Genomic DNA, 12,541 nt, shown 5'->3' with positions numbered 1-12,541 from the left:
CCTCAGTCCCAGTGGAAGATCCTGCAGAGGCCTGCGGTCACCGTCGGAGCAGTCCCCAACGTCGCCCGGAAGCTTGAGGGTTGGACTGTTTGTTGCGCGCGACCGCCGACCGATGCGGACGTCGACGCACCGATTGGCGGCGCCGGATCGTTGCTGAGGAACTCGGGTCCAACGAAACGTCCCAGGCTCTGCCGGAGGTCGCCGCTGGTTTCCACCGCCGCCAGCACAGCAGACCGTCCGACGCTTGGCGACACGGCCGACGGGTCCGGCTGGCCTGCCAGAATCACCGCCGCGACGTTGCTTTCCTCCGGCGCGCCCTCGAGCCGGAAGATTTCAACCGTCTCCGGCTTGTACCACGCAGCCTCAGGCCCGGAGATGACGGCCACGGTGAACGGCGTCGAGTAGGTCAGCGCGTTCGGCCAAGGCGCGACCAGTGCGATGCTGACCGGGCCTTCCTTATCCCCGGACTCGGTGAGCGAGCGGTCCTTCTCCGCGACGCCGATGAGGACACCTCTCGCCCCCTCGACAAGACCCGCCGAGTTGTACAGAAACACTCTGGCAGCATGAGGAACTGTGGGATCGACGGCCATGAACTTCCTCCCCTTGGCCGCGTCGCTCGACCTGTGCCCCAGAAGGTCGATGTGCCGCCCGGCACAGTTCCCATCTTGACACTGTCGACATCACACAACCAGTCGTCAACCGGACGGTTCGCCCAGCCGAGGCGCGCTCGTGGATGCGCTCAGTCGAGCAGCTACCGCACTTGCGGAGGTCGCAGATGGGCGCACTACCGCCCGAACTCCTGCGCTGACTTCACAGCCAGGGCGAGCTGCCACGTCAGCTGGACCAGGTGTAGGCCGGCTGGAGTGCGGGCCAGCTTGCCGTTGGCTTTTCCAGCACCCGCCATACGCCGAGGGTACTGAGGTCTGCGTTCACATGCCGGTCGGCTGCGATGATGGACACCATGCGGCTGGCCGACCTTCCCGTTCCCGACTCCCCGGCGTGCACGAACGCCGTCGAGGTGACGACGGCGTACTGCTCGCCCGCGATCGTGAACCACTCGCTGCGGGTCTACTTCTGGGCGGCGGCCCTCGGGACAGCGCGAGGTGTCGACTTCGATGCCGAGTTGCTCTTCGTCGCGGCCCTGCTCCACGACCTGGGTCTGGTCGAGGACTTCGACAGCCACCGCGTGCCGTTCGAAGTGGCCGGCGGCAGTGTGGCGTGGGTGTTCGCGGCAGGTGCCGGGTGGCCGGTGCAGCGGCGTACGCGCGTGTCGGAGGTGATCGTGCGGCACATGTGGCCCGATGTGGACCCGCAGGAGGACCCGGAAGGGTTCCTGATGGTGAGATCCACCGGCTTCGACATCGTGGGGCGTGGCGAGGCCGACTTCCCGGTCAGCTTCCGGAACGAAGTCCTGGCGCGGTACCCGCGGCTCAGTCTGGCCGACGAGTTCCTGACGTGCTTCCAGGACCAGGCGACCCGCAAGCCGGACAGCTCGGCCGCCGCCGCCATCCGCAACGACCTGGGCGTCAGGATGGCCGCCAACCCACTCGAGCAGGCCCCGCCCCTGAATCGGAGGACCAGCATGTACGCCGTTCGAGCGCACGCCAGGGGCGGACCGGAGCAACTCGTGTACGAGGAGGCGCCGCGACCGGACCCGAGCGCCGGGGAAGTCCTGGTGGCCGTCAAGGCGGCATCCATCACACCGGACGAGCTCACCTGGCCGGAACGCACCCCGTTCATCCCCTCACACGAGTTCTCCGGGGTGATCGCCGCCCTGGGAGCCGGCGTGGACGACCTTGCGGTTGGGGACGCCGTGTATGGCCTGATCCCGTTCACCCGCGACGGCGCCGCCGCGGAGTACGTCGCTCTGCCGGCCGGCGTCGTGGTGGCCAAGCCCACCACGGTCGACCACGACCATGCCGCTGCCCTCCCGTTGGCCGCGCTGACCGCCTGGCAGGCGCTGGTGCGCCACGCCGGCCTGCAAGCCGGTCAGCGAGTCCTGGTCCACGGCGGAGCCGGTGGCGTGGGCTCGTACGCCGTACAAATAGCTGTCGCCCTGGGCGGCCAGGTGAGCGCGACGGCGTCGACGGCCCAGTTGCAATTCGTCAAGGATCTGGGCGCGCAACAGGTCATCGACTACACGAGTGAGCGTTTCGAGGACCGAGTCGCCGATGTCGACGTGGTCATCGACCTGGTCGGCACGGCCGTCCAATCGCGCTCCTGGCCGGTGCTGAGACCCGGCGGCATCCTGGTCAGCGCCGCGGCGCCGGTCGACGCCGACGAGGCGGCACGCCATGGCGTTCGCGGTCTCTACTTCATCGTCGAACCCGACCGGGACGGCCTGCGTTCCATCGCCGAACTGGTCGACAGCGGCAGGCTGGTGCCCGTGCTGGATCGTGTCCTCCCACTGACCAGTACCCGGGCCGGCTACGAGGCGCTGGAAGAGCGGGGGCGGCGGGGGAAGATCGTCATCCAGGTCGCGGAGTGACGAAGGCCTCGAGGAATTGTTTGACATGGGGTAACTGGGCGGGGTCGATGGTGTGGCCGCCGGGGAAGGGACGGATGTCGACGTCCGCGCCGCGGGCGCGGAGCTGGTCGGCGAGCGTCCGGGTCTGGTCGGGTGTCGCCATCGGGTCGCGGTCGCCGTTCACGATCAGCACGCGTTTGCCGGTGAGGACCTCCCCGGGCTCGTCCTGCTGGAAGGGCACCATCGCCGCCAGCAGCACCGCCCCGCTGAGCGCCTCCGGGTGGCGCAGGAGCAGCGCGGACGCGATGTTGGCGCCGTTCGAGAAGCCGACCGCCACCCAGGATCCGGGCGTCACGCCGTACTGCTGCTCGGCCGCGGCGAGGAACGCGGCGAGCTCGTCGGCCCGCGCCCGCAGATCGTCCTCGTCGAACACGCCCTCGCGAAGCCTGCGGAAGAACCGGGGCATCCCGTTCTCCAGCACCGTCCCGCGCGGCGACAGCACCGGGGCATCCGGGATCAGATACTCCCGCAGTCCGAGCAGGTCGTACTCGTTCCCGCCGGTCCCGTGCAGCAGCAACAGCGGCGGACGACCCGTCCCCGGTTCCCAGACGTGCAGCCGCCGCAGGGCCGGGTCCATCACCCCGCGGCTTCCGAAGGCAGCCGGATGGCCGGCAGTGACGCCTCGATCTGGTCGCGGTCCGGCTCGAGCCACGGCGGCAGCTTGAGGTGGCGGCCGAGCTCCAGCAGCGGCTCGTCCACGGTGAACCCGGGCTGGTCGGTCGCAATCTCGAGCAACACCCCGCCCGGCTCCCGGAAGTAGATCGAGGTGAAGTACTGCCGGTCGAGGATATCGGTGACCTGGACACCGGCCTCGATCAGTTCCTCGCGCCATCTCGCCTGCGTCTCCCCGTCAGGCGCCCGGAACGCGACATGGTGCACCGTACCGGCCGCCTGCAGTCCCCGATCGTCCTTGCTGGGAAGGACGTCCACGGCAGTGCCGTCCGCACCGCCGGTCATCACGAACCGGGTTCGGTCGGCGGTGTTGTGGGTGAACTCCATGCTGAGCAGGCCGGCGAGCATCTCCGCGGTCGGGTCCAGCTGCTGCTCGGTCATGGTGATCGAGTACAGACCGCGGATGGCGTCGTCAGCCGGTACGGCGCCCGCGCCGTCCCAGCCTGATCGCGAGTCACCGTCGGAGGCGACCAACTCGATCACCAGCCCGTCCGGATCGCGAAGCCGCAGCACCTCCTCGTCCGAGCGCGCCACCGGGTCGTCCGCGTCCACGCCGAGGTCCTTCAGCCGCCGCTGCCACCAGCCCACGGCCTCCGGCGGGACGCTGAAGGCCGTCGCCGTGGTCAGACCGGTCCCCTGCCGGCCGCCCTGGACGCCTGGCCAGGGAAAGAAGGTCAGCAACGTGGACGGCTGTCCCGACTCGTCTCCGTAGTAGAGGTGATAGGTGTCCGGCGCGTCGAAGTTGACGGTCCGTTTGACCAGCCGCAACCCCAGCACGGTGGTGTAGAAGTCGACGTTCCGCTGCGGGTCCTCGGCGATCGCCGTGACGTGGTGCAGCCCGTGTGGTGCAACGCTCAGTTCCGGCATCGTGGATCCCTCTCGTGCGGCCGGCAGACGCTCCTCTCCTTCGATGATGACCTCGACCGGATCGCCCGGGAAGGTCCCGGGTCCGATGGCAGTCACGGCGGAAACCTCGGTCGGCGTGCGAGGGTTGGCCAGGTCAGGCACCATAGACGCCGTGACGACCCCCAATCCGCGCCGGCCGATCCTGCCCGGCAACAAGCTGTTCGAGTCGCTGCCCGGCGCCGCCGATCCGGCTGCGGTCACCGAGGTAGCGCACCGGACCGCCGAACTGCTGGTGCGCGGCGTCCGCAACTCCGAAGACACCGAGGTGCACGCGCGGGTGGTCAAACTGGCCGACGACTACGGCCTGGACGAACTCGCCGAACTGTGGTCCGACTCGCCGTCGGACTCCCTGCCGGGCGCGTTGTGGCGGCTGTACCTGCTGCGCTCGTGGGTGCACACCAACGCCGAAGAGGTCTCCCGGGAGTTCGCGGCCGGTCGCAAGTACGCCGAGGTGCACGCGGTGGTCGCCGGTGTCGCGGAGCCGCCGGGGCCGACCGAGGTGCGGGACATGGTCGACGCCGTACTGCGGGGTGTCGCGACCGGGGACTTCGCGACGACCCTCGACCGGGCGGCCGCGTTCGCGCGGATCGTCGCGACCGGCCGGGCACACCTCGCCGACGACGGTCACGACCGGGTGCTGTCGGCCTCGAAGCTCGTCGAAATGGCGGATCAACTGCAGACCGCCGCCCGGTCCGAACGCGCCGGGCAGCTCTGGTAGTTGCGCGTCCCGGCTTCGGATGCTATGGCGTCTTGAAGCCCGAGATCCCTACAGGACAAGGGGTTTGAGCGCCGGTTATACTGTTCGAGGTGTCGGGCCGGTGCAAGCCCCGGGTCCCAAAATTAGCCGCTACGAGCGGCCACGCGCCGTGAGGCGCTTCCCGGTCCGACGCCACTAACTCACCTGAAGAGCACCCCCGGCCGACCAGGCCGGGGTGCTCTCGTTGTCTAGCGGATTCCGTAGAATCGGGTCAGGGTCTGCGTGACGGACTTGCCGTTGGAGTCCGTCAGTTCGACCTTCAGGGTGACGAACGTCGTCGCCTTGGAGTTGTTGACCAGGGCCACGGCTTTGGTGCCGAGGTTCACCACCGGAGTCGGGTTCCAGGTCGTCCCGTCGTCGTACGACGTCCAGACGCGAGCCGAGGTGAAGCGGCCGGGTTTGTACCGCTGGCCCGACTCAGCGGTGATGCTGACCGGGAACACCGGGATCCGCGGTGCGCGGTCGTTCAGATCGACGGCGAGGTCGTAGTCGGGGAAGAGCAGCGGCAACGGCTTACCCGCGTCCGCTGCGGAGCTCTTCCACTTCCACCGGGTCTCGACGCTGCTCGGCGACTCCCACTTGTAGTCGCCGCGCTGCCAGCGGATCAGGTCGTAGACCAGCTCCAGATTCGTTGCCGCCGCCGGCACGTCCCAGACGCCCTGGCCGTAGTAGCCGTACTCCCCCAGCGACACCCCGTCCGCGAGCAGCTCGGTGCCGCCCAGGTCGAGGAATCCCTGGCGCGAGAAGTGCCCCGGTTCGGTATCCGACCAACTCGCGAAATTGCTCCAGACCGTGTTCCCGTCCCGCGCCGCCGGCGCGTACTTCAGCCCGGTCGTCTGGTCGGTCACCAGCCCCGGCCGCAACCCCGCCTTGAACCAGCTCTCGCTGTGCCGGCTACCGGCCTTGTACGCCGTCGCCGTCGACGTCATCAGGGTCGCGAACGGCCACGCCATCGCGTCCGCATGACCGACCATCTGCGACACCTTCGTGTCCCGATCGGCCGTGACCAGGTGCTGCACCCGGGTCGGCGCCGCCACGGTCCCCCGGTCGCCGGTCGGGATCAGGTTGATGCTCCACGGCCGCCACACGTCGACGTACTCGGAGTAGTTGTAGGCGTTGCCCGGTGTGTAGTACGTCGCGTCGATCGTCGCCAGGTCACGATCCCGGACCCGATGGTCGGGCTTGCCCTTCACCTGCTGCTCGTGCGTGAACGCCAAGCTGTACAGGTACGGCGACTCCGTGCCGGCCGGTGATCCGTACTGCCAGCCCTCGACCACCTCGAAGGTGCCGCGGCGAGCCTTCGGTGTCGCCCCGAGGTAGATCGACTTCACCTGCGTGCCGTACCCGCGGCTCGACGCGAGGATCCAGTTGTCGACAATCCGGCCGTAGGTCAGGCTGCCGCCCTTCCGTTCGGTCGGACGCTGGGTCGTCACCTTCGCCTCGGCCGCCGTCCGGGCGTCGTACGTGATCGTGGTGTCCTTCGTCAGCGTGATCTCCGGGTCGCCGAGGAACGCGTACGAATCGACGAGTCCGTTCGCGTCGTCGTGCGCGATCGTCGCGGCCAGTGAGTACGTGCCCGCCCGCAGGTGCAGCGTCTGGTCCGCGCCGTCGAAGCCGACGCGCTGCGCCGCGATGCTGTCGAGGTCGAACACATCGAGCGAAGTGATCGACGCGGCGGGCTTGCCGTCACGGTCGATCAACTTGAAGGTCACGTCGACGTACTGCGGCTCGAGGTAGAAGCCGAGCGGTGTCACCACCGTGGGCCCGTCATTGCCCGTAGCAACCACTCGCGCGCTGACCGAGCCATAGGCGCCAGGGTCCAAGGCAGCGCTCGGGTCGATCGTCACCGGAACATCCACCGTCTCACCGGCGGCGACCGTCGCCGACGGGTCGAAGCTGATCAGCCCCGCCGGTAGTGCATTGCCGTTGTTGCCCCGCGCATCGGCGGTCAGTGTCAATGTCACCGGCTCGGTGCCGCTGTTGTGGTAGGTCAGCTGCTGGGTGAGCTTCTGGTCCGGTGTGTGCGGCCAGGCGAACGTGCCGAGGTCGACCGTGCCCGGACCGGTCACCTGCTGCGTGACGGCTTGGGCGACGTCAAGTTCACCGGCGCCCTGCTCGTAGATCCCGACCTTGCTCTCCGAGCGCACCGAGTTCTGCAGGGCCGCCTTCAGTTGCTGACCCTTCCAGTCGGGGTGCTGCTGCTTCAGGATCGCCGCCGCGCCGGCCACGTGCGGCGTCGCCATCGAGGTGCCGCTCATGTCGACGTACGCCGAATCGCCGCGACCGCCCGCCCGTGCCGCGGTGATGTCCACACCGGGTGCCGCGATGTCAGGCTTGACCGCGTGGTTGGCCAGCACGGGTCCACGGCTGGAGAAGTCCGCGGTCGTCTGGGTCAGGTCGGTGGCCGCCACCGTCATCGCCGAGGCCGCACACCCCGGGCTGCTGATCGCCTCGGCCGGTCCGCCAAGGTTGCCGGCGGCAACAACGAACAGGACGCCCGACGATGCGCTGATCCGGTCGACCGCGGCCGCCATCGGGTCGGTGCAGTCGACGGGTTCCGACGTACCGATGCTCATGCTGATCACGTCGGCGCCCTCGGCGACGGCCCATTCCATGCCGGCGATGATCCAGGACAGGTCACCACTGCCGGAGTCGTTCAGAACCTTGCCGGACAGCAGTTGTGCACCCGGTGCGACACCCTTGTTCCTGCCGTTCGACGCGACGCCGCGACCAGCCACCGTCGACGAGGTGTGCGTGCCGTGGCCGTCGCGGTCGGCGACATCCGGGCTGTCGGTGAAGTTCTGCTGGGCCTTGACCGCGCCGATCAGGTCCGAGTGCTCCGCGTCGACACCCGAGTCGAGGACGGCGACCGTCGTACCGGTCCCGTCGTATCCGGCCTGCCACGCCTGGGGCGCGCCGACGTACAGGTACGACGTACAGGTCCTTGCCGACTGTCCGGGTCTCGTAGCCGGCGCGGGCGGAGTCGGCGGGGACGAACCGCACACTGCTGCGTCCGGAGCCGGCCGGGGTGACCTGCACCTTGTCACCGGTGAGCAGTCCATCGCAAAACCGCCAGCGAAGGATGGGGCTCTGCTGGCAAGATTGCGACAATTCGCCAACCCGCCAGGGTCCGGCCGCCACACTGTCGTCTGCTGGGAGGCATCGTGCTCGACGTGCTCGGACTGGATGACTCCGAAGAACTCGCGTACCGCGCCCTCGTCGAGGTGCCGTCGTACGACGTCGCCGAGCTCGCGACCCGGCTCGGCTGCCACCCGGTCGAGGCAGCACGCGCACTGACCGCGCTGGAGACGCTCGGCCTGGCCGCCCGGTCCAGCAGCGGCGACGACCGGTACGTCGCCTCGCCACCGTCGGTCGCCCTCGCCGCATTGGCCGTGCAACGCGAGGAGGAGTTGCGGCGGGCGCAACGCGAGATCGAGTCGCTGGCCGAGGTCTACCGGGGTACGGACGCCGAGCGTTCGGTCAGTGACGTGGTGGACGTCGTCCGCGGGGCCAAGGCGGTCGGGCAGCGGTTCGCGCAACTGCAGATGTCGGCGCGCGAGGAGGTGCTCGGGTTCGTCAAGGCGCAGATCGCGGTCGTGCCGCCGGAGGAGAACAAGGAGGAGGATGCCGCGGTCACCCGAGGCGTGCGCTACCGGGTGGTGATCGAGCGGAGCGCGTTCGACCGGCCCGGGTTCTTCGCTGCCGCCTCCGACTCGCTGAGGGCGGGCGAAGAGGTCCGCGTCGTGCAGGAGCTGCCGATGCGGTTGCTGATCGTGGACCGGCGGATCGCCTTGGTACCGCTGCTGTCCGGGGCCGGAGGTAGCATCGGCGCGCTGATCGTGCATAGCAGCGGCATGCTCGACGCACTACTCGCCCTCTTCGACCGCGTCTGGCGTGACGGCCTCCCCCTGGTGCTGGGCACGAACGGGATGGTCGAGGGCGCGACCGACGGCCTTCCGGAGCTGGACGCCCGCATCCTCGGGCTCCTGCTCGCCGGCCTCACCGACCAGGCGGTCGCCAACCAGCTCAATCTCTCCATGCGCACCGTCCAGCGACGCGTCCGCGCACTGATGGACCTGGTGTCCGCCGACACCCGTCTCCAGCTCGGCTTCCATGCCGCCCGCCGTGGCTGGATCTGAGCCTGGATCTGCGGCGGTCAGGGTCGATCCGGGGAAAACCCCCTATCGGTACCGCGCGAACGCGAGCAGACTCGGTGGAAGTTGTAGATCGGTCGCCTGGGGTGGCCGCTGATCAGCCAGGGAGGGCGATCGGCAATGGAGGGGACAGTTACCGATGTCACCGAGGTCGTGGACGCGACGGACCTCGTACGAGTTTATGGCGAAGGGGATACCGCGGTTCACGCGCTGCGCGGCGTAGGGGTGCAGATCGAGCCCGGACAGCTCACGGCGGTGATGGGACCGTCCGGTTCGGGCAAATCGACGCTGATGCACATCCTGGCCGGCCTGGATCGCCCGACGTCGGGCTCGGTCAAGATCGACGGCATCGAGATCACCACTCTCGGTGACGACGCGCTGACCAAGCTCCGTCGGCGGCATATCGGCTTCATCTTCCAGTTCTTCAACCTGCTGCCGATGCTCACCGCCCGCGACAACATCCTGCTGCCGCTGACGATCGCCGGCGTGAAGCCGGACCAGGAGTTCTTCGACGGTCTGGTCGCCCGGGTCGGCCTCGCCGACCGCCTCGAGCACCGGCCGGCCGAGCTGTCCGGCGGCCAGCAGCAGCGGGTCGCGATCGCCCGGGCCCTGGTGTCGCGGCCGACCGTGGTGTTCGCCGACGAGCCGACCGGCAACCTCGACTCCCGGACCAGCGGCGAGATCCTCACGCTGATGCGGTCGTCGGTCGAGGAGTACGGCCAGACCACGGTGATGGTGACGCACGACGCCAAGGCCGCCGCGATGGCCGACCGGGTGCTCTACCTGGCCGACGGGGAGATCGTGAAGGAGACCGGCCGGTCCAACCAGCACGAGATCCTGCAGATCATCGACACGCTGGATCTGCAGTGATCCGGTTCGCGTTACAGGGCCTGCTGGCCCGCAAGCTGCGCACGGCGCTGACCGCGATCGGTGTCGTCCTCGGGGTCGCGCTGATCTCGGGCACCTATGTGCTGACGGACTCGATCACGTCCGCGTTCGACTCGATCTTCACCGAGAACTACAAGAACACCGACGCCGCGATCACCGGGAAGAACGCGATCGACGCGTCCCAGGACGGGACGGTGACGGCGCCGCCGTTCGACGCCGGCCTGCTCACGAAGGTCCGGGAACTGCCCGAGGTCGGTGCGGCCGGCGGCGCGGTCGGTGGCGAGGCGCAACTGATCGGCAAGGACGGCAAGGCGATCGTCTTCGGCGGCGCACCGAACCTGGGCTTCAGCGTGGATCCAGCACTGCCGCAGTTCAACTCCCTCTCGCTGGTGTCCGGGTCCTGGCCGGCGCCGGACGAAGTCGTGATCGACACGAAAACCGCCAAGGAGAAGGGTTTCGCGGCCGGCGACACGATCGGTGTCCAGGCGCGTGGTCCGGCTCAGCAGATGCGGATCTCCGGGCTGGTCGAGTTCGGCGCCGTGTCGTCGATCGGCGGCGCGACGCTGGCCGGATTCGATCTCGGGACCGCGCAGCGGTTGTTCGACAAGGCCGGCAAGCTCGACCAGATCCTGATCGCGGCCAAGTCCGGAACCAGCGACCAGCAACTGGTCGATGCGGTCCGGCCCATCCTGCCCCCGGCGACGCAGGTCAGGACCGCCGACGAACAGGCCAAGGAGGACGCGGCGGGTACGTCTAGCTTCCTGAATTTCCTGCAGACGTTCCTGCTGGTCTTCGGCGGTATCGCCCTGTTCGTCGGCTCGTTCGTGATCGCCAACTCGCTGTCGATCACGATCGCCCAGCGCACGCGTGAGTTCGCCACCTTGCGCACTCTCGGCGCCTCGCGCCGGCAACTGCTCGGCACCGTGGTGCTGGAAGCACTCGTCACCGGCTTCGTCGCGTCGGTGGCCGGACTGTTCCTCGGCCTCGCGATCGCGACCGGGCTGTTCAAGCTCTTCGATGCGGTCGGCTTCACGCTGCCGAACAACGGGCTGGTGTTCCGGACCCGGACGATCGTGGTCGCCCTGATCGTCGGCGTCCTGGTCACGGTCATCGCGAGCCTGCGGCCGGCCTGGCGGGCGACCCGTGTGCCACCGATCGCGGCAGTCCGCGAAGGCGCGACTCTGGCGCCCGGTCGGTTCAACCGGTACCGCCCGGTCGGGGCCGCCCTGCTCGCCGTCGGTGGCATCGCGTTGGTGCTGGTCGGATTGTTCGCCGACGGATTGTCGACAACCGCTCTGCTGTCGCTGCTCGGCGCAGGTGTGCTGCTGCTGTTCATCGGCATCGCGCTGTTCTCGGCACGTCTCGTCCGGCCGCTGGCGGTGGTGTCGGATCCGATCGCGCGCTGGTCGGTCGTCGTACTCACCGCGGTGATCTGGCCGTTCATCCTGCTGCCGTACTGGCTGATACGGCGTCTCTTCGGCCGGCACCCGGAGTTCCCCCGCGTGCTGCCGGATCGGCCGGCCGTGGCGATCGGTGGGCAGAACAGCAAGCGGGATCCGCACCGGACGGCATCGACCGCGGCCGCGCTGATGATCGGGCTGGCGTTGGTCACACTGGTGGCCACTCTGGGCGCGGGCATCATCCGGCCGTTCGAACAGGCTGTGGACGGGATCTTCAGCGCCGACTACGCGATCACCGCGCAGAACAACTTCAGCCCGCTGCCGCCGCCGGTCGCCGCCGAGGTCGCGAAGGTGCCGGGGGTCGAGCAGGTCACCAGCGTCCGCGGTGGTGAGGCGAAGGCGTTCGGAAAGACGATCACAATCACCGCAGTCGACCCGCAGGCCCCGGACCTGCTCACCTTCGACTGGCGCTCCGGCTCGCAGGCCTCGCTCGGGGAGCTCGGCGCCGACGGAGCGATCCTCGATTCCGCGTACGCCGACGAGCACGGGCTCGTCCTCGGGTCGCGGTTCCCGATGCAGACGGCGACCGGGAAGAACCTGCAGTTGCAGGTGAAAGGTATCTTCCGGCCACCGGCCGGTGGCTCGCCGTTCGGCAACGTGACGATCTCGACGGCCACCTTCGACGCGACCAGTTCACAACCGCTGAACCTGTACACCTTCGTGAACATGAGTGGCGGCGTCACCCCCGAGAACACCGCGGCCCTGACCAGTGCGCTGAGCACGTTCCCGAACGCGAAGGCGCAGACGCGGGACGAGTTCAAGAAGGCGCAGACCGACGGCATCAAGAGCATCCTGAACGTCCTGTACGTCCTGCTGGCTTTGTCGGTGCTGGTCAGCCTGTTCGGCATCGTCAACACGCTGGTGCTGACCGTCTTCGAGCGGACCCGCGAGCTCGGCATGCTGCGCGCGATCGGCCTGACCCGCGGCCAGGTGAAGCGGATGATCCGGCAGGAGAGCGTGATCACCGCGCTGATCGGCGCGGTGATCGGGATCGTGCTCGGCCTCGTGCTCGCGTCGCTCCTGGCCGCCCGGCTGGACGAGATCTCGTTCACCATCCCGGTCCTCCAGCTGGTGATCTTCGCTGTCGTCTCGGTCATCGTCGGCATCTTCGCCGCCATCTGGCCGGCCCGCCGCGCAGCGAAACTGAACCCACTGGAGGCCCTGCAGTATGAGTAGT

General features: G+C 68.7%; 9 protein-coding genes. 5 read left to right on the top strand and 4 right to left on the bottom strand.

Annotation, left to right across the window (positions count from 1 at the left end):
- Positions 1-2: 2 nt before the first annotated feature.
- On the bottom strand, positions 3-590 hold the full coding sequence (locus OG876_RS28360; protein WP_328519688.1) for a hypothetical protein: 588 nt from the start codon (positions 588-590) through the stop codon (positions 3-5).
- 371 nt (positions 591-961) lie between these two features.
- On the opposite strand from OG876_RS28360, the gene OG876_RS28355 reads away from it, so the two are divergent.
- Entirely contained in the window at positions 962-2,488 is a 1,527-nt protein-coding gene (locus OG876_RS28355; RefSeq protein ID WP_328519687.1) for a zinc-binding dehydrogenase, read from the top strand.
- Here the strand turns inward: OG876_RS28355 and OG876_RS28350 are convergent.
- Together OG876_RS28350 and OG876_RS28345 are read right to left on the bottom strand one after the other, a co-directional pair.
- Positions 2,469-3,104: an alpha/beta hydrolase gene (locus tag OG876_RS28350; RefSeq protein ID WP_328519686.1), complete on the bottom strand. Its 636-nt coding sequence runs from the start codon at positions 3,102-3,104 to the stop codon at positions 2,469-2,471. The two genes, OG876_RS28355 and OG876_RS28350, sit on opposite strands and share 20 nt — an antisense overlap.
- On the bottom strand, positions 3,104-4,162 hold the full coding sequence (locus OG876_RS28345; protein WP_328519685.1) for a ring-cleaving dioxygenase: 1,059 nt from the start codon (positions 4,160-4,162) through the stop codon (positions 3,104-3,106). The genes OG876_RS28350 and OG876_RS28345 overlap by 1 nt, the downstream gene beginning before the upstream one ends.
- A gap of 55 nt (positions 4,163-4,217) precedes the next feature.
- On the opposite strand from OG876_RS28345, the gene OG876_RS28340 reads away from it, so the two are divergent.
- Complete coding sequence (locus tag OG876_RS28340; RefSeq protein WP_328519684.1) at positions 4,218-4,823, top strand: hypothetical protein; 606 nt, start codon at positions 4,218-4,220, stop codon at positions 4,821-4,823.
- Positions 4,824-5,050: 227 nt separating this feature from the next.
- Here OG876_RS28340 and OG876_RS28335 read toward each other — a convergent pair whose 3' ends face one another.
- The gene (locus OG876_RS28335; RefSeq protein ID WP_328519683.1) at positions 5,051-7,867 is read right to left on the bottom strand and encodes a S8 family serine peptidase; all 2,817 of its coding nucleotides are present in this window, start codon (positions 7,865-7,867) and stop codon (positions 5,051-5,053) included.
- 159 nt (positions 7,868-8,026) lie between these two features.
- Here OG876_RS28335 and OG876_RS28330 point away from each other — a divergent pair, with 159 nt between their 5' ends.
- The 3 genes from OG876_RS28330 to OG876_RS28320 all read left to right on the top strand — a co-directional run bounded on the left by OG876_RS28330 (position 8,027) and on the right by OG876_RS28320 (position 12,540).
- Positions 8,027-9,001, top strand: a complete 975-nt coding sequence (locus OG876_RS28330; RefSeq protein WP_328519682.1) for a hypothetical protein — start codon at positions 8,027-8,029, stop codon at positions 8,999-9,001.
- A 135-nt stretch (positions 9,002-9,136) separates the two neighbouring features.
- Complete coding sequence (locus OG876_RS28325; RefSeq protein WP_328519681.1) at positions 9,137-9,886, top strand: ABC transporter ATP-binding protein; 750 nt, start codon at positions 9,137-9,139, stop codon at positions 9,884-9,886.
- The gene (locus tag OG876_RS28320; protein ID WP_328519680.1) at positions 9,883-12,540 is read left to right on the top strand and encodes an ABC transporter permease; all 2,658 of its coding nucleotides are present in this window, start codon (positions 9,883-9,885) and stop codon (positions 12,538-12,540) included. Before OG876_RS28325 ends, OG876_RS28320 begins: the two co-directional genes overlap by 4 nt.
- Position 12,541 lies beyond the last annotated feature (1 nt).

The organism is Kribbella sp. NBC_00359 (genome assembly GCF_036097425.1).
Lineage (GTDB): Bacteria > Actinomycetota > Actinomycetes > Propionibacteriales > Kribbellaceae > Kribbella.
This window is presented reverse-complemented; position numbering and strand designations above follow the sequence as displayed.